The sequence below is a fragment of the Streptomyces sp. NBC_00425 genome (assembly GCF_036030735.1).
Classification (GTDB): domain Bacteria; phylum Actinomycetota; class Actinomycetes; order Streptomycetales; family Streptomycetaceae; genus Streptomyces.
Window position 1 is genome coordinate 7,696,103 of the sequence record NZ_CP107928.1, and the last position, 16,610, is coordinate 7,712,712.

14 protein-coding genes are annotated in these 16,610 nt (G+C 72.3%); 10 read left to right on the forward strand and 4 right to left on the reverse strand.

Annotation, left to right across the window (positions count from 1 at the left end; all coding sequences use genetic code 11):
- Nucleotides 1–25: 25 nt before the first annotated feature.
- The 5 genes from OHS82_RS33870 to OHS82_RS33890 all read left to right on the forward strand — a co-directional run bounded on the left by OHS82_RS33870 (nt 26) and on the right by OHS82_RS33890 (nt 7,152).
- Entirely contained in the window at nt 26–1,141 is a 1,116-nt protein-coding gene (locus OHS82_RS33870) for a sensor histidine kinase (RefSeq protein WP_057580433.1), read from the forward strand.
- A 151-nt stretch (nt 1,142–1,292) separates the two neighbouring features.
- The gene (gene pheS, locus OHS82_RS33875; RefSeq protein WP_057580432.1) at nt 1,293–2,414 is read left to right on the forward strand and encodes a phenylalanine--tRNA ligase subunit alpha; all 1,122 of its coding nucleotides are present in this window, start codon (nt 1,293–1,295) and stop codon (nt 2,412–2,414) included.
- Nucleotides 2,414–4,936, forward strand: a complete 2,523-nt coding sequence (gene pheT / locus OHS82_RS33880) for a phenylalanine--tRNA ligase subunit beta (RefSeq protein WP_057580431.1) — start codon at nt 2,414–2,416, stop codon at nt 4,934–4,936. Before pheS ends, pheT begins: the two co-directional genes overlap by 1 nt.
- 268 nt (nt 4,937–5,204) lie before the next feature.
- Nucleotides 5,205–6,545, forward strand: a complete 1,341-nt coding sequence (locus OHS82_RS33885) for a transcriptional regulator (protein WP_328435156.1) — start codon at nt 5,205–5,207, stop codon at nt 6,543–6,545.
- A gap of 76 nt (nt 6,546–6,621) precedes the next feature.
- Nucleotides 6,622–7,152, forward strand: coding sequence for an NUDIX hydrolase (locus tag OHS82_RS33890; protein WP_079041355.1), 531 nt, complete (start codon nt 6,622–6,624; stop codon nt 7,150–7,152).
- A gap of 127 nt (nt 7,153–7,279) precedes the next feature.
- Here the strand turns inward: OHS82_RS33890 and OHS82_RS33895 are convergent, their stop codons facing one another.
- Complete coding sequence (locus OHS82_RS33895; protein WP_057580428.1) at nt 7,280–8,137, reverse strand: 3-hydroxybutyryl-CoA dehydrogenase; 858 nt, start codon at nt 8,135–8,137, stop codon at nt 7,280–7,282.
- 180 nt (nt 8,138–8,317) lie between these two features.
- Between OHS82_RS33895 and OHS82_RS33900 the strand changes: the two genes are divergently transcribed.
- A complete protein-coding gene (locus tag OHS82_RS33900; RefSeq protein WP_328435157.1) occupies nt 8,318–9,538 on the forward strand; it encodes a glycoside hydrolase family 10 protein in 1,221 nt (406 codons plus the stop codon).
- A 28-nt stretch (nt 9,539–9,566) separates the two neighbouring features.
- Here the strand turns inward: OHS82_RS33900 and OHS82_RS33905 are convergent, their stop codons facing one another.
- Together OHS82_RS33905 and OHS82_RS33910 are read right to left on the reverse strand one after the other, a co-directional pair.
- Nucleotides 9,567–9,770, reverse strand: coding sequence for a DUF1918 domain-containing protein (locus OHS82_RS33905; protein ID WP_057580426.1), 204 nt, complete (start codon nt 9,768–9,770; stop codon nt 9,567–9,569).
- A gap of 46 nt (nt 9,771–9,816) precedes the next feature.
- Nucleotides 9,817–10,731: a DMT family transporter gene (locus OHS82_RS33910; RefSeq protein WP_057580425.1), complete on the reverse strand. Its 915-nt coding sequence runs from the start codon at nt 10,729–10,731 to the stop codon at nt 9,817–9,819.
- On the opposite strand from OHS82_RS33910, the gene OHS82_RS33915 reads away from it, so the two are divergent.
- The 3 genes from OHS82_RS33915 to OHS82_RS33925 all read left to right on the forward strand — a co-directional run bounded on the left by OHS82_RS33915 (nt 10,730) and on the right by OHS82_RS33925 (nt 13,419).
- Entirely contained in the window at nt 10,730–12,217 is a 1,488-nt protein-coding gene (locus tag OHS82_RS33915; RefSeq protein ID WP_328435158.1) for an aminotransferase-like domain-containing protein, read from the forward strand. The two genes, OHS82_RS33910 and OHS82_RS33915, sit on opposite strands and share 2 nt — an antisense overlap.
- 24 nt (nt 12,218–12,241) lie before the next feature.
- Nucleotides 12,242–12,712 carry a GNAT family N-acetyltransferase gene (locus OHS82_RS33920; protein WP_057580423.1) on the forward strand — a complete coding sequence of 157 codons (471 nt, stop codon included), beginning with the start codon at nt 12,242–12,244 and terminating at the stop codon, nt 12,710–12,712.
- Between the two features lie 113 nt (nt 12,713–12,825).
- Nucleotides 12,826–13,419 carry a histidine phosphatase family protein gene (locus OHS82_RS33925; RefSeq protein WP_057580422.1) on the forward strand — a complete coding sequence of 198 codons (594 nt, stop codon included), beginning with the start codon at nt 12,826–12,828 and terminating at the stop codon, nt 13,417–13,419.
- On the opposite strand, the gene OHS82_RS33930 is transcribed toward OHS82_RS33925, so the two are convergent.
- Nucleotides 13,401–13,880, reverse strand: a complete 480-nt coding sequence (locus OHS82_RS33930; RefSeq protein ID WP_057580421.1) for a DUF6314 family protein — start codon at nt 13,878–13,880, stop codon at nt 13,401–13,403. The two genes, OHS82_RS33925 and OHS82_RS33930, sit on opposite strands and share 19 nt — an antisense overlap.
- A 185-nt stretch (nt 13,881–14,065) precedes the next feature.
- Between OHS82_RS33930 and OHS82_RS33935 the strand changes: the two genes are divergently transcribed.
- On the forward strand, nt 14,066–16,573 hold the full coding sequence (locus OHS82_RS33935; RefSeq protein ID WP_328435159.1) for an alpha-L-arabinofuranosidase C-terminal domain-containing protein: 2,508 nt from the start codon (nt 14,066–14,068) through the stop codon (nt 16,571–16,573).
- Nucleotides 16,574–16,610 lie beyond the last annotated feature (37 nt).

Below are 16,610 nucleotides of genomic sequence, written 5' to 3' on the forward strand. Positions count from 1 at the left end.
CTCGTCTGGGAGGTGGGGTACGGGGATGAGTGTCGGCACGAACAGCGCACCGGGAGCGGCCCGATCCGCCGGTGACCTGGCCGAACTCGGCATAGACCCCGACGACCTGCCCGACGGGCTCGTCGTCGCCGACGAGCACGGGCACGTCGTCTGCTTCAACGCCGCGGCGCAGCGCATCACCACCGTCGCCGCCGCGGACGCCCTCGGACAGCGCCTCGACAAGGCCCTGCCGCTGGAGGACCTCGAAGGCCGCCGCTGGTGGCAGCTCACCGACCCCTACGGCGGCCTCGCCATCCGCGTCGGCCAGCCCGAGCGCAACCTGCTGCTGCCGGGCGGCCGCGAGGTGCTCGTCTCGGTGCGCTACGTCCGCACCGAACCCACCGGCCCCGTCCGCCGGGTCGTCGTCTCGATCCGCGACACCGAGGCCCGCCGCCGCACCGAACGCAGCCACGCCGAGCTGATCGCCACCGTCGCCCACGAGCTGCGCTCGCCCCTGACCTCGGTCAAGGGCTTCACCGCCACCCTGCTCGCCAAGTGGTCGCGGTTCACCGACGACCAGAAGCGGCTGATGCTGGAGACCGTCGACGCCGACGCCGACCGGGTCACCCGTCTCATCGCCGAACTGCTCGACATCTCGCGCATCGACTCGGGGCGGCTGGAGGTGCGCCGCCAGCCCGTCGACATGGGCGCCGCCGTGGGACGGCACATCCAGGCCTACGTGGCCGCCGGACAGCCCGCCGACCGGTTCCTGCTGCGCATCGAGCAGCCGCTGCCCGCCCTGTGGGCCGACCCCGACAAGGTCGACCAGGTCCTCAGCAACCTCATCGAAAATGCCGTGCGCCACGGCGAGGGAACCGTCACCATTGACGTCACGCCCGCCGCGTCTCCCCGTGAGGGGGAGGAGACCGGGACCTCGGTCACCGTGAGCGACGAGGGCGCAGGCATCCCGGAGGACTCCATGAACCGCGTGTTCACCCGCTTCTGGCGGGGCAGCAAGCGCGGCGGCACGGGCCTTGGGCTGTACATCGTCAAGGGCATCGTCGAAGCCCACGGCGGTGTCATCACGGTCGGTCGCGCTGCGGGCGGCGGCGCGGAGTTCCGATTTACGTTGCCCGTGAGCACCCCGGCGTACCTCACCTGAGAACGGCCGGGCGGCCCGCGGGCGCGTTCGCACACCTCCACCCCGTTAGACTCGGCCATTGGCACCTTTGTGTCCCAGGGACGGCCCTCTGACCTCTGCATGAGTCGGTGACGGGGACCTTCAGCCAGACAATCGGAAGACACGGGAAGAGATGTCGGCACCGAATAAGTCGTACGACCCGGTAGAGGTCGAGGCCTTGAAACCGGAAGAGATCGAGCGCATGCGGGACGAGGCGCTCGCCGCCTTCGCCGCCGCGGACTCCCTCGACGCGCTCCAGGAGGCCAAGGTCGCCCACACCGGCGGCGCCTCCCCGCTGGCCCTGGCCAACCGCGAGATCGGCGCGCTGCCGCCGCACGCCAAGGCCGCCGCCGGCAAGCTGGTCGGCCAGGCCAGGGGCGCCGTGAACAAGGCCCTCGCCACGCGCCAGGAAGAGCTGGAGGCCGAGCGCGACCAGCGTGTCCTGGTCGAGGAGGCGGTGGACGTCACACTGCCCTACGACCGCGTGCCGGCCGGCGCCCGCCACCCGCTCACCACACTGTCGGAGCGCATCGAGGACGTCTTCGTGGCCATGGGCTACGAGGTCGCCGAGGGCCCGCAGGTCGAGGCCGAGTGGTTCAACTTCGACGCCCTCAACATCGGTCCTGACCACCCGGCCCGCGGCGAGGCCGACACCTTCTTCGTGCAGGGCCCCGACGGCGGCACCGAGTCCGGCGTCGTGCTGCGCACCCACACCTCGCCCGTGCAGATCCGCTCGCTGCTGTCGCGCGAGCTGCCGGTGTACGTGATCTGCCCCGGCCGCGTGTACCGCACCGACGAGCTGGACGCCACCCACACCCCGGTCTTCCACCAGGTGGAACTGCTCGCCGTCGACGAGGGCCTCACCATGGCCGACCTCAAGGGCACCCTGGACCACATGGTCCAGTCGCTGTTCGGCGAGGGCATGAAGACCCGGCTGCGGCCGAACTTCTTCCCCTTCACCGAGCCGTCCGCCGAGATGGACATGGTCTGCTACGTCTGCCGCGGCGAGTCCGTCGGCAACCCCGACCGGCCGTGCCGCACCTGCTCCAGCGAGGGCTGGATCGAGCTGGGCGGCTGCGGCATGGTCAACCCCAAGGTGCTGGCCGCCTGCGGCGTCGACCCGGAGAAGTACAGCGGGTTCGCGTTCGGGTTCGGCATCGAGCGGATGCTGATGTTCCGCCACAACGTCGAAGACATGCGAGACATGGTCGAGGGTGACGTCCGGTTCACCCGGCCGTTCGGGATGGAGATCTGATGCGGGTCCCGCTTTCCTGGCTGCGGGAGTACGTCGACCTGCCGGCCACCGAGACCGGCCGTGACGTGCAGGCGAAGCTCGTGTCGGCCGGCCTCGAGGTCGAGACCGTCGAGCACCTCGGAGCCGACCTGAAGGGCCCGCTCGTCGTGGGCCGGGTGCTCACCATCGAGGAGCTCGAGGGCTTCAAGAAGCCGATCCGCTTCTGCACCGTCGACGTCGGCACCGCCAACGGCACGGGTGAGCCGCAGGAGATCGTCTGCGGCGCCCGCAACTTCGCCGTCGGCGACAAGGTCGTCGTGGTCCTCCCGGGCGCCGTTCTGCCCGGCGGCTTCGCGATCGCCGCGCGCAAGACGTACGGCAAGACCTCCCACGGCATGATCTGCTCCGGCGACGAGCTGGGCATGGGCGACGACGGCAGCCACGGCATCATCGTGCTGCCGCCCGAGACCGAGGTCGGCAAGGACGCCATCGAGCTGCTCGAGCTGGTCGACGAGGTGCTGGACATCGCGGTCACCGCCAACCGCGGCGACTGCCTGTCCATCCGCGGCGTCGCGCGCGAGGCGGCGATCGCCTACGGTCTGCCGCTGCGCGACCCCGCCCTGATCGACGTGCCCGCCCCGAACGCGTTCGGCTACCCGGTGCAGGTCTCCGAGCCGATGGGCTGCGACCGCTTCACCGCCCGCACCGTCACCGGACTGAGCCCCGAGGCGCGCTCCCCGATCTGGCTCACGCGCAGGCTCCAGAAGGTCGGCATGCGCCCGATCTCGCTCGCCGTCGACATCACCAACTACGTGATGATGGAGATCGGCCAGCCGCTGCACGCCTACGACCGCTCGCAGGTGCAGGGCACGATCGGGGTGCGCCGCGCCGGGGAGGGCGAGCGGATCGTCACCCTCGACGGAGTGACCCGCACGCTGCACGCCGAGGACCTGGTCATCACCGACGACCGCGGCCCCATCGGCCTGGCGGGCGTCATGGGCGGCGCCGACACCGAGATCGCCGACCACGACGCCGCGGAGAACGGGGGCGCCTCCACGACCGACGTGGTCATCGAGGCCGCCCACTTCAACGCCGTGTCGATCGCGCGTACGGCGCGCCGGCACAAGCTGTCCTCGGAGGCGTCCCGGCGCTTCGAGCGAGGCGTCGACCCGCTGGCCGCCGCTGCCGCCGCGCAGCGCACGGTGGACCTGCTGGTGCTGCTCGCGGGCGGCACCGCCGACGCGGGCGTCACGGAGATCATCGCCCCGTCCGCGCCGCACACGATCAGCGTTCCGGCCGACCACCCGGACAAGGTCGCGGGCGTGGTGTACGGCCGCGAGACCGTCGTCCGCCGGCTGCAGGAGATCGGCTGCGACGTCTACGGGCAGGACGAGCTGATCGTCACCGTCCCGTCCTGGCGGCCCGACCTCGCCGAGGCCAACGACCTGGCGGAGGAGGTCATCCGGCTGGAGGGCTACGAGAACCTGCCGTCCACGCTGCCCAAGCCGCCGTCGGGCCGCGGTCTCACCCACCGGCAGCGGCTGCACCGGCGGGTCGGCCGTGCGCTGGCCGGCGCCGGCTATGTCGAGGCGCCGAACTACCCGTTCGTGGGCGAGCAGGTCTTCGACCAGCTCGGCCTCGACGCCGACGACCCGGCCCGCCGTGTCGTGCGGCTCACCAACCCGCTCAACGACGAGGAGCCCGCGCTCCGCACGTCGCTGCTGCCGGGGCTGCTGGCCGCGCTGCGGCGCAACGACGGCCGGGGCTCGCACGACCTGGCACTCTTCGAGACGGGTCTGGTCTTCCTCCCGCGCGAGGAGCAGGGCGTCGCCGGTCAGCTGCCGGTCGGCCGCCGTCCCACCGACGAGGAGCTGGCGTCCCTGGACGCCGTGCTGCCCGAGCAGCCGCGCCATGTCGCCGTCGTCCTCGCGGGCGCCCGCGAGCAGGCCGGCTGGTGGGGCAGGGGCCGTCCGGCGGACTGGGCCGACGCCGTCGAGGCGGCGCGCACGGTCGCCCGGGAAGCCGGCGTCGAACTGAACGTCCGGGGGGGCCAGTACGGGCCATGGCATCCCGGCCGGTGCGCCGAGTTCGTGGCGGTCGTGGACGGCGCGGAGCAGGTCGTCGGTCATGCGGGCGAGCTGCACCCCCGGGTGCTGAAGGCGCTGAGCCTGCCCGCGCGCACCTGCGCGATGGAGCTGGACCTCGACGTCCTCGAGGCGGTCGGCGACGACACCCCGCAGGCGCCGGGCATCTCCTCCTTCCCCGTCGCCACGCAGGACGTCGCCCTCGTCGTCGACAGGTTCGTCCCGCACGCCGAGGTCGAGGCGGCGCTGCGCGAGGGGGCGGGCGAACTGCTGGAGGCCATCCGGCTGTTCGACGTCTACGAGAACGCGGAGCAGCTGGGCGACGGGCGTAAGTCGCTCGCCTACGCGCTCCGCTTCCGCGCCGCCGACCGGACGCTGACGGTCGACGAGGCGTCGGCGGCGAGGGACGCGGCGGTGGCCCTGGCCGGTGAGCGCACCGGAGCCGTCCTGCGCGGCTGACCTGGGCGGACCACACCGACGGCGCGGCCCCTTCTCCTTCGCGGGGAGCGGGGGACCGCGCCGTCGGCCGTGTGACCCGAATCGCCGGGCCGTCGCTTTTCGAGGGGGAGCCGACGGCCCGGCGAACCTCTTGCGAGGCATTCCAGTCAAACCGACCGGAAACACTCGGCGACAGTGCGCGCACCCCGTGATTGCACGCATTCCCTTCGCACCCCGTGTGAAGGCCGGACCACTAGGCTGACGGCACCGAGGTACCGGGGGGCCACACATGCAGCCCAACACTCTGCTCGACGCGATCCTGGACGAGGCGGGCATCTCGCACGCGGGCCTCGCCGCCCACGTCAACCAGGCCGGCCGAGCGCGCGGACTGGCCCTGCGCTACGAGCACACGGCGGTGGCCCGGTGGCTGAAGGGCCAGCGGCCGAGGGGCCAGGTGCCGGACCTGATCTGCGAGGTGCTCGCGGTCCGGCTGCACCGTCCGGTCACCCTCGACGACATCGGGCTGGGCGTCCCCGGCGAGTCGTCCGCCCCGCACGGCACCTCGCTCTCCGGGTTCGTGGAGCGGGCCACCGCGCTGTGGCGCTCCGACGAGCAGCAGCGTCCGCACATCCTGGGCGCGCCCGCCGTCACCGGCACGCCTGCGGTGATGCCGGTCTGGGAGTGGGAGAACCCGCCGGAGGACGTGGACGTCTCGCGCGGCGGCCGGCATCGCGTCACCTCCGCCGACCTGGAGATGCTGCGGGCCGCCCGCACCCACTACGAGCAGCTGTACCGCAAGGCCGGCGGCATCGCGACCCGCGGCCGAATCGTCGGCTTCCTGAACGCCGAGGCCGCGCCGCTGCTGCGCGGCAGCTACACCGACGAGACGGGCCGTCAACTGCACCGTGCGACAGGGGGGTTGGTGGCGGTCGCCGGGATCTGCGCGTACGACTCGGACGCGCACGGACTGGCCCAGCGCTACTTCCATCAGGCGCTCAGACTGGCGAAGGCCAGCGGGGACCGGGGACTCGGGGCCTACGTCATCGCCCTTCTCGTCAACCAGTCGCTGTTCATGCGGGAGTACCGGCAGGCGGTGGCCTTCGCGGAGGCCGCGCTGCGGGCGGCGGGCAAGCACATCACGCCCGCTCTCGCCTCGGATCTGTACGCGATGCAGGCCAAGGCGTACGCGCACCTCGGCGACGGCACGAGCGCCCTGTCGTGCATCCGGCGTGCAGAGACGGCCGCCGACCGCATCCTGCGCGGACGCGAGCCGGACGAGACGGGCTATGTCCAGCCGGGCCTGGTCAACGTCCAGGTGGCGGAGGCGCTGCTCAGCCTCGGCGACCTGGCCGCGGCCGCCGAGCACGCGGCGGCGGCCGTCGGCACCCCGGCGCACGACCGGGGCCGGGTGCACCGGCTGGCCATGCTCAGCACGATCGAGCTGCGGCAGGGCAACTTCGACAAGGCGGTGGTCACCGCGATGGAGATGGCCGAACAGGCCCGGGGGATGGAGTCGCAACGGCTGCGCGACAGACTGCGGGCGGTGCGCGAACACCTGGTGCGCAGCGGCTGCGCGGGTACCGCCGAGGCCGCCGAACTCATCGACGGGGCGCTGCGCGTACCGCTGTAGAGGGGACCGGCCACCACCGTCGCCGCATGGTTCCTGCTGCGATATTGCCACTTACTCGACGGAAGGTGGCAGAACCGTGCAGTGGACGAAACAGAACGAGCAAACCGTGTATGAAAACCGCTGGTTCAGCGTCAATCTGGCAGATGTGGAGCTGCCCGACGGCCGGCACCTCGACCACTTCCTCATACGGCTGAGGCCGGTCGCCGTGGCCACGGTCGTGAACCCGGCGAACGAGGTGCTCCTGCTGTGGCGCCACCGTTTCATCACCGACAGCTGGGGCTGGGAGCTCGCGGCGGGCGTGGTCGAGGACGGCGAGGACGTCGCCCGCGCCGCCGCCAGGGAACTCGAGGAGGAGACCGGCTGGCGGCCGGGGCCGCTGCGCCATCTGATGAGCGTGGAGCCGTCCAACGGGCTCACCGACGCCGTCCACCACATCTACTGGTCGGACCGCGGGGAGTACGTGGGGCACCCGGTGGACGACTTCGAGTCGGACCGCCGCGAGTGGGTCCCGCTGCAGGTCGTTCCCGACCTGGTCGCCCGTGGGGAGGTCCCGGCCGCCAACATGGCGGCGGCGCTGATGCTGCTGCACCACCACAGGATCGGCTGAGCCCCCGTGCCGCCCGACCCGGCGAGCCTGCTCGGGTGCGCGTGGGGGCGCGAGCACACCCGGCGGATGAACGCCGAGGGCCCGGCGCTCCGCGAAGCGCCGGGCCCGTCCCGCAGGGCGGAGACGGTCAGTACGTGTAGAAGCCCGAGCCGGTCTTGCGGCCCAGCCGGCCCGCGTCGACCATCCGCTGGAGCAGCGGGGGAGCGGCGTACAGCGGCTCCTTGTACTCGTCGTACATGCTCTGCGCCACCGAGGCCACGGTGTCCAGGCCGATCAGGTCGGACAGCTTGAGCGGGCCCATCGGGTGGGCGCAGCCCATCTCCATGCCGTTGTCGATGTCCTCGCGGCTGGCGATGCCCGTCTCGAACATCCTGATCGCGGAGAGCAGATACGGGATCAGCAGGGCGTTGACCACGAAGCCGGAGCGGTCCTGGGCGCGGATCGCGTGCTTGCCCAGCACCTTCTCCGCGAACAGCTGCGCGCGGCCGAGCGTGCCCTCGGAGGTGGTCAGCGCCGGGATCAGCTCGACGAGCTTCTGTACCGGGGCCGGGTTGAAGAAGTGGATGCCGACGACCTGGTCGGGCCGCGAGGTGGCGACCGCCAGCTTCACCAGCGGGATGGAGGAGGTGTTGGAGGCGAGGATCGCGTCCGGGCGGGTCACCACCTGGTCGAGGACCTGGAAGATCTCCGTCTTGACCTGCTCGTTCTCCACCACCGCCTCGACCACCAGGTCGCGGTCGGCGAACTCGCCGAGGTCCGTGGTGAAGCTCAGGCGCGCCAGCGTCGCGTCGCGCTCCTCCTCGGAGATCTTGCCGCGCTCGGCGGCCTTGGCCAGGGAGTTGAACAGCCGGGTACGGCCGATCTCCAGGGCTTCGCCGGTGGTCTCGGCGACCTTGACGTCGAGACCGGCGCGGGCGCAGACCTCGGCGATGCCCGCCCCCATCTGGCCGCAGCCCACCACTCCGACCCGTTCGATGTCGGTCACATCGTCCCTTTCGCCGCGCTGACTCGTTGGCAGGAGCACGCCCACCGGATTCCGGCAGGCCTGCTCCGATCGTGCACGTTACTAGCAAGTATCGATGATCGATCGCCGGGGTGGGGGCATGCTGGGGCCCGACACGATCCGTGACCGTACGGATCCGCGGAGTATGTGGGGATGTGTGCGATGGGGCGACTGACCCGGCGGGCGTTCGCGCTGGCAGCGCTGTCGGCGTTCACCACGACGGGTGCGGCGGCCGCTCCCGCGGGGGAGCGAAGAGCGACGACCGAGATGCGGGGGATGTGGCTGGCGACCGTCTCCAACCGTGACTGGCCGTCCCGCTCCGGCCTGTCCGCGGCGACGCAGCGCGCCGAACTGATCGCGTTGCTCGACCTGGCGGTCAGCCGACGGCTCAACACGGTGGTCTTCCAGGTGCGGCCCACGGCCGACGCGCTGTGGCCCTCGCCGTACGAGCCGTGGTCCCAGGTGCTCACCGGCGTCCAGGGCCGCTCGCCCGGCTGGGACCCGCTGGGCACGGCCGTCACGGAGGCCCACGCGCGCGGCCTCCAGCTGCACGCCTGGTTCAACCCCTACCGCGTCGCCACCCACGACGACCCCACGAGGCTCGTCGCCGCCCATCCCGCACGCAGGAATCCGCACTGGGTGGTCCCGTTCGGCGGGAGGCTCTACTACAACCCCGGCCTGCCCGAGGTCCGCGCCTTCGTCCAGGACGCCATCCTGGACGCGGTCCGCAAGTACCCCCTGGACGCCGTGCACTTCGACGACTACTTCTACCCCTACCCGGTGGCCGGCCAGACCTTCGACGACGAGGCCGCCTACGACGCCCACGGCGGCGCCTTCTCCAGCCGGGCCGCCTGGCGGCGCGACAACGTCGACCGGCTGGTGCTGGAGACCGCCGCCCGGATCAAGGCCGTACGGCCCACGACCCAGTTCGGCATCAGCCCGTTCGGGGTGTGGCGCAACGCCTCCACCGACCCGCGCGGCTCCGCCACCCGGGCGCTGCAGTCCTACGACGACATCCACGCCGACACCCGCAAGTGGGTCCGGCAGGGCTGGATCGACTACGTCGTGCCGCAGCTCTACTGGAACATCGGGCTGTCGGTCGCCGACTACGCCGAGCTCGTGCCCTGGTGGGCGGAGGTGGCGAAGGGCAGCCGCACCCGTCTGTACATCGGCGAGGCCCTCTACCGGGCGGGCGATCCCACACAGCCCGCGGCCTGGCAGGACCCGGCCGAGCTGTCCGACCACCTCGATCTGGCGGCCCGGCACCCCGAGGTGCGCGGCCACGTGTTCTTCGCCGCCAAGGACATGCGGACGGACCGGATCGGGGCGATGGCGCGCGTGGTCGCCGACCACTACCCGAGGCGGGCGGAGCCTCCGCGGTGAGCTGCGGCCGCGGAGCCTCCGCGGCGCGTCACGGCCGGGGCTCCCCGGCCGTCCTGTGACGGATCTCGGTGTCGGGACCGGGCGAGCACACGCCGACGTGTCCGTCCTCGAAGCGGACGCGGTACGGGGGGTTGCCCGCCTGGCCCATCACCTCGAGGATCTCGCCGACCTTGTCGTGCTGTCCGACCACCCTGCCGTGCTGGACGAACTGGTCGCCCTCGGTTGCGCGCATCTGTGGGCCTCCTCACCGGGTGCGGGAGCGGCGCCGCGTTTCTGGACTAGCCGCGCGCCCGCTGTGTGACGGCGATGCAGACGAGCACGGCCGCCGCCGTCAGCGGAGCGGCGGGCGTGAGGTGCTCGCCCAGCAGCAGCACCGACCACACCAGTGTGAGCAGCGGCTGGGCCAACTGCAACTGGCTGGCCTTGGGAACGCCGATGGCCGCCATGCCCCGGTACCAGACCACCAGGCCGAGGAACTGCGAGCCCGCCGCGACCCACAGCAGCCCGGCCACGCTGTGCGCGGACAGGTGGGCGCTTTCGTGGGCGAGCGCCAGCCAGGCCGCGGGCACGCCGAGGGGCAGGCAGAGCACCAGCGCCCAGCCGATGACCTGCCAGCCCGGCATCACCCGGGCCAGCCTCCCGCCCTCGGTGTAGCCGGCCGCGCACACCAGCAGCGCCCCGAACAGATACAGGTCGGCCGTGGTCACGGCTCCGCCGCTCTGCTGCACGGTGAACGCGGCCACCGCGCAGGCGCCGGCCACGGCCGCCGCCCAGAACGTGCGGGACGGCCGCACGCCGGTGCGCAGGGCGGACAGCAGCGCCGTCGTCAGCGGCAGCAGACCGACCACGACGGCGGCGTGCGCGGTGGTGGACGTCCGCAGCGCGAGCGTGGTGAGCAGCGGGAAGCCGACGACCACCCCGCCGGCGACGACGGCGAGCCCCGCCCAGTGCCGCCGGGCGGGCGGCGGGATGCGCAGCGCGAGCAGACACGCGCCCGCGATCAGGGCGGCCAGCACGCTGCGCACGGCGACCAGCGACCACGGGCCGAAGCCCTCGAGACCCCAGGCGGTGGCGGGGAAGGTGAGCGAGAAGGCGACGACGCCGAGGGCGGCCTGCAGGATGCCGTGACCGCCCGGCCGGGAGGTGCTGACCGCTATCGCCGGCCGTGCAGTAGCGCTACTCTGTACTGTCATGCAAGAGCGTAGCAGTGTGGGTGAGCTGGCGGATCGGCTGCGAGGGGAGCTCGACCGCTACTCTCCTGGTGGAAAGCTCCCGTCGAGCCGGGCCCTGGTGGAGAGATTCCGGGTGAGCCCGGTGACCGTCTCGCGGGCGCTGGCGCAGCTGGCCGCCGAGGGCCTGGTGGTGACCCGGCCCGGCGCGGGCGCCTTCCGGACCCGGCCGACGCGCGCCACGGCCGCGCCCGCCGCGGACACCTCCTGGCAGGAGGTCGCGCTGAGCGCGGACGGCGCCGCCGACCTGGTCCCGCGTTCGGTGGACGCCTCGGGCGTCACGGTGTCGCTGTCCGCTCCGCCGCCCGGCGTGATCGAGTTCAACGGCGGCTATCTGCACCCCTCGCTGCAGCCGGAACGCGCGATGGCGGCGGCCCTGGCGCGAGCCGGGCGGCGTCCCGGAGCCTGGGGGCGGCCCCCCATGGAAGGGCTGCCCGAGCTGCGCGAGTGGTTCGCCCGGGCCATCGGCGGCTCGCTCACCGCCGCCGAGGTGCTGGTGAGCGCGGGCGGCCAGGCCGCGCTCACCACCGCCCTGCGCGCCCTCGCCCCGCCCGGCGCCCCGGTCCTCGTGGAGTCGCCGACGTATCCCGGCATGCTGGCGATCGCCCGGTCGGCGGGGCTGCGCCCGGTGCCGGTGCCGGTCGACCCGGACGGGGTGCGGCCGCAGCTGCTCGCCGACGCGTTCCGGGCCACCGGCGCCCGGGTGTTCGTCTGCCAGCCGCTGTTCCAGAACCCGACGGGTGCCGTGCTCGCCGCTGACCGGCGCCCGCAGGTGCTCCGCATCGCCCGGGAGGCGGGCGCGTTCGTCGTCGAGGACGACTTCGTGCGCCGGCTCGCCCACGAGGACGCCGGGCAGCTGCCGAGGCCGCTGGTCGCCGACGACCCCGACGGCGTGGTCGTCCACGTGGGTTCGCTGACCAAGGCGACCTCGCCGAGCTTCCGGGTCTCTGCGCTGGCCGCGCGCGGGCCGGTCCTGGAGCGGCTGCGCGCCATCCAGGTCGTCGACACCTTCTTCGTGCCGCGCCCGCTGCAGGAGGCGGCGCTCGAACTCGTCGGCTCGCCCGCCTGGCCCCGCCATCTGCGGACCGTCGCGGCCGAGCTGCGGAGCCGGCGGGACGCGATGACCTCCGCGCTGCGGCTGCGGCTGCCCGAACTCGACCTGCCGCACATCCCGTCCGGTGGCTACCACCTGTGGCTGCGGCTGCCCGACGGAGCCGGGGACGCCTCCAGGGCCGTCGGCTCCCAGACCGAGGCGGCGTTCACGGCCGCCGCCCTGCGCGCCGGCGTCGCCCTCACCCCCGGCCGGCCCTACTTCAGCGCCGAACCCCCGGCCGCCCACGTGCGGCTGAGCTTCGCCGCCGTCGCCGGGGCGGAGGAGATCGCCGAGGGGGTCCGGCGGCTGCGGGCGGCGTGCGACGAGGCGCTGCCCGCAAACCGTTCGACAGCGTGAACGCCGTCCTGTGAGGATCCGGCCATGACTGCCACGGACGCCAGGAACCTCACCCCGCCCCTCGCCGAGGGTTACGAGATCTCCACCGACCCCGCCCGCGTCGACGCCGAGCGCGTGCACCGCTGGCTCTCCACGGACGCGTACTGGGCGGTCGGCCGCGAGCGGGAGAAGCAGGACCGGGCGATCACCGGTTCGCTGAACTTCGGCGTGTACGACACGACGTCGGGGGAGCAGGTCGCCTACGCGCGGGTCGTGACGGACCTCGCGACCTTCGCGTGGCTGTGCGACGTCTACGTGGACCGGGCGGCGCGGGGCCGGGGCATCGGCACCGCGCTGGTCGCCGCCGTGCGCGACCACCTGCGGCCGCTCGGTCTGCGCCGCGTCCTGCTCGCCACCCAGGACGCGCACGAGGTGTACCGGCAGGTCGGCTTCGAGGCGCTGGAGAAGCCCGACCGCTGGATGGCGCTGATCTTCGACAAGTCCGGCACCGCATGACGGCGCTGTTTTCTGGCGACTTGTCCCATGGACCCTGACCCGTCGGTAGTTTTTCTTCCGGTCGTCCGCCGACACCCCTTGACCTGCGCAGTTGCGCGGCTCACCATCACCGCATGCCACTTCGGGTCACGTTCGTCGCCGCCGCTCGCAGCTCCCCGCTGCTCGCGGAACGCTTCGAGGACGACCGCCCGCTGGACCAGGCGGGCTGGGGAGAGGTGCAGCGCGCGGCCGCCGAGCTGATCCCGCTCGCCGCCGCCGAGCTGCGTTACTGCTCGCCGACCCCGCGCAGCCGGGCCACCGGGGACGCGCTCGGATACGCCCCGCTGGTGCAGCTCGCGCTGCGCGACTGCGACATGGGCCGCTGGCGCGGTTTCACGCTCGGCGAGGCGATGGCGCGCGAGCCGGAGGCCGTGGACGCCTGGCTGGCCGACCCCCTCGCCACTCCGCACGGCGGCGAGTCCCTGCTCGGGTTCATCTCCCGGGTGGGCGGCTGGCTCGACACCCGGCCGGTGGAGGACGGCGGCCGCATCGTCGCCGTCGCCGAGCCGAGCGTGATCCGCGCCGCCCTGGTGTACGCGCTCAAGGCGCCGCCCTCGACGTACTGGAACATCGACGTGCGCCCGCTGTCCACGACCACCGTCACCGGCCGTGGGGGCCGCTGGAACCTCCGCCTCGAAGGGGCGCCGGCTCAGCCCACGCGCGCGTAGTCGGTGATGAGGAGCAGGTCCTTGGCGGGTCCGGTCACGCGCCAGACCGTGCGCCAGCGGTCCGCGTCGCCGACGGTGAACTCGCCCCGGTAGAGGTCCGCCGAGCAGGGGTGGTCGGTCACGTGCCGTCCGGTCGTGAGATCCAGGTCGTGGAAGGGGCGGCCGTCGGCGAACCGCACGTCCGCCGTGCCGGGTCGCGGCCCCGGCAGAAAGCGCAGCGTGCGCACGGCGGGCCGGGCGACGCCGAGCCAGACGAACGTGCCGGACTCCTCGTGCAGCAGAGCGCCGTCGGGACGTGGTCCGCCGTCTTCCCCGGGGCCGTCGCGGTGCGGCGCGCCGAACACCGTGACGCCCTCGAAGCGGCCCTCGCCGCCGCCGGCCAGATCCCGCACCGACCGCTCCACCCGCCAGCTTCCCGCGAGGTACGCCAGCACGTCCGGCACTGGCCGGAACTCGCCCATGGGACGCCGCCCTCCGTCGCACATGCCCTCGCACGCCCCATTGACGTGCCTCAGTCACCTCCCTATCTTGCCGTTCGCAGTGCTGATCATCGTCTGATATCTCGAACGAACGATTCGCAGAACAACTCGCAGAACAGCAGAACAACTCGCAGAACAACTCGCACCACCGAGCCGCGGAGTTATTCATGCCACGCAGCGCCACCCCCACCACCCGCACCGCCCGCACGCGCTGGAGAATCGGCCTTCCCCTCACCGCCCTGCTGACCGCCACCGCCCTCCTCCCCGCCCCGGCGCACGCCGAGTCCGTGACCGACTACGCCATCACCGTCGACCCGTCGGCCAAGGGCGCGAAGATCGACGACACGATGTACGGCGTCTTCTTCGAGGACATCAACCGGGCGGCCGACGGCGGCCTGTACGCCGAACTCGTGCAGAACCGGTCCTTCGAGTACGCCGCCGTCGACAACAGGTCGTACACCCCGCTGACCTCCTGGACGGTCGAGGGCGCGGCGCAGGTCCTGAACGACGTCGGCCGTCTCAACGACCGCAACCGCAACTACCTCTCGCTGGGGGCCGGCTCGTCGGTGACGAACTCCGGATACAACACCGGCGTCCGGGTCGAGCAGGGCAAGAAGTACGACTTCTCGGTGTGGGCCCGTGCCGAGCACGGCAGCACCCTCACCGTGAGACTCCAGGACGCCGACGGCGCGCTGGCCGCCGCCCGCACGGTGGCCGTGCGCACCGGCGGCTGGGTCCGGTACCGGGCGTCCTTCACCGCCGCCCGCACCAGCAGCGACGGCCGTCTGACGGTGGGCTCCTCGGCCGCGGCCGCCCTCGACATGGTGTCGCTGTTCCCCCGGGACACCTACCGCAACGAGCCCAACGGCCTGCGCAAGGACCTCGCCGAGAAGGTCGCCGCCCTGCATCCCGGCTTCGTGCGCTTCCCCGGCGGCTGCCTGGTGAACACCGGCTCCATGCAGGACTACAGCGAGGCGTCCGGCTGGCAGCGCGCCCGCTCCTACCAGTGGAAGGACACCGTCGGGCCCGTCGAGCAGCGCGCCGTCAACTCCAACTTCTGGGGCTACAACCAGAGTTACGGCCTCGGCTACTACGAGTACTTCCGCTTCGCCGAGGATGTCGGCGCGATGCCGCTGCCCGTGGTCCCCGCCCTGGTCACCGGCTGCGGCCAGAACAAGGCCGTGGTCGACGACGCGCTGTTGAAGCGGCACATCCAGGACACCCTGGACCTCGTCGAGTTCGCCAACGGGCCGGTCACTTCCACCTGGGGCAGGAAGCGCGCGCGGATGGGCCACCCCAGGCCCTTCCGCCTCACCCACCTCGAGGTCGGCAACGAGGAGAACCTGCCCGCCGAGTTCTTCGCCCGCTTCAAGGAGTTCCGCGCCGCGATCGAGGCGAAGTACCCGGACGTCACGGTCATCTCCAACTCCGGCCCCGACGACTCCGGTTCGACCTTCGACACGGCCTGGCAGCTCAACCGGGACGCCAAGGTCGACATGGTCGACGAGCACTACTACAACAGCCCGCAGTGGTTCCTGCAGAACAACGACCGCTACGACTCCTACGACCGCGGCGGCCCGAAGGTCTTCCTCGGCGAGTACGCCTCCCAGGGCAACGCCTTCAAGAACGGCCTGGCCGAAGCCGCGTTCATGACCGGCCTCGAACGCAACGCCGACGTCGTCAAGCTCGCCTCCTACGCGCCGCTCTTCGCCAACGAGGACTACGTCCAGTGGCGTCCGGACCTGGTGTGGTTCAACAACCACGCCTCCTGGAACTCCGCCAACTACGAGGTCCAGAAGCTGTTCATGACCAACGTCGGCGATCGTGTGGTGCCCTCGACGGCCACCGGCACCCCCTCCCTCCAGGCTCCGATCACGGGCGCCGTCGGCCTGTCGACCTGGGCGACGAGCGCCGCGTACGACGACGTGAAGGTGACCGGCGCGGACGGCGCGTCGCTGCTGAGCGACGACTTCTCGGCAGACGCCTCGCGGTGGACGCACACCGGCGGCGGCAGCTGGTCGCTGCAGGACGGGCAGTACGTGCAGACCGACGCCGCCGCCGAGAACACCATGGTCTCGGCCGGTGACACCGCATGGCACGACTACGACCTGCGGGTGAAGGCCACCAAGAAGTCCGGCAAGGAAGGGTTCCTCGTCGCGTTCGGCGTCAAGGACACCGGCAACTACTACTGGTGGAACCTGGGCGGCTGGAACAACACCCGGTCCGCCGTCGAGCAGGCTGTGGACGGCGGCAAGTCGACACTGATCTCCAAGGCCGGGTCCGTCGAGACGGGCCGTGCCTACGACGTCGACGTCAAGGTGCGCGGCCGCCACGTGACCCTCTACCTCGACGGCCAGGAGTGGGGCAGCTTCACCGACGACAAGCCTGCCGAGCCGTTCCGGCAGGTCGTCACCGAGGACCGCAGGACCGGGGACCTGATCGTCAAGGTCGTCAACGCCCAGTCCTCGGACGCCCGCACGGCGATCGACCTCGGCGGCGCCAAGGTCGCCGCCAGGGCGAGGGCGACCACCCTCGCCGCGGCCCCGGACGCGGTCAACACGGAGACCGGGACGCCGGTCGCGCCGGTGACGTCCACCGTCACCGGGGTGGCCGGGAAGTTCACCCACACCTTCCCGGCGAACTCGATCACCTTCCTGCGGATCAGGCAGCGCTAGCGGACCCGGCGGGCGCGGGCGGACCAGCGCCCCCGCC

What these genes read in the sequence shown, in the direction of transcription:
- OHS82_RS33870 (WP_057580433.1), top strand. Translation starts at nt 26, where the DNA reads ATGAGTGTCGGCACGAACAGCGCACCGGGAGCGGCCCGATCCGCCGGT.
- pheS (WP_057580432.1), top strand. Translation starts at nt 1,293, where the DNA reads ATGTCGGCACCGAATAAGTCGTACGACCCGGTAGAGGTCGAGGCCTTG.
- pheT (WP_057580431.1), top strand. Translation starts at nt 2,414, where the DNA reads ATGCGGGTCCCGCTTTCCTGGCTGCGGGAGTACGTCGACCTGCCGGCC.
- OHS82_RS33885 (WP_328435156.1), top strand. Translation starts at nt 5,205, where the DNA reads ATGCAGCCCAACACTCTGCTCGACGCGATCCTGGACGAGGCGGGCATC.
- OHS82_RS33900 (WP_328435157.1), top strand. Translation starts at nt 8,318, where the DNA reads ATGGGGCGACTGACCCGGCGGGCGTTCGCGCTGGCAGCGCTGTCGGCG.
- OHS82_RS33905 (WP_057580426.1), bottom strand. Translation starts at nt 9,770, where the DNA reads ATGCGCGCAACCGAGGGCGACCAGTTCGTCCAGCACGGCAGGGTGGTC.
- OHS82_RS33915 (WP_328435158.1), top strand. Translation starts at nt 10,730, where the DNA reads ATGCAAGAGCGTAGCAGTGTGGGTGAGCTGGCGGATCGGCTGCGAGGG.
- OHS82_RS33910 (WP_057580425.1), bottom strand. Translation starts at nt 10,731, where the DNA reads ATGACAGTACAGAGTAGCGCTACTGCACGGCCGGCGATAGCGGTCAGC.
- OHS82_RS33920 (WP_057580423.1), top strand. Translation starts at nt 12,242, where the DNA reads ATGACTGCCACGGACGCCAGGAACCTCACCCCGCCCCTCGCCGAGGGT.
- OHS82_RS33925 (WP_057580422.1), top strand. Translation starts at nt 12,826, where the DNA reads ATGCCACTTCGGGTCACGTTCGTCGCCGCCGCTCGCAGCTCCCCGCTG.
- OHS82_RS33930 (WP_057580421.1), bottom strand. Translation starts at nt 13,880, where the DNA reads ATGGGCGAGTTCCGGCCAGTGCCGGACGTGCTGGCGTACCTCGCGGGA.
- OHS82_RS33935 (WP_328435159.1), top strand. Translation starts at nt 14,066, where the DNA reads ATGCCACGCAGCGCCACCCCCACCACCCGCACCGCCCGCACGCGCTGG.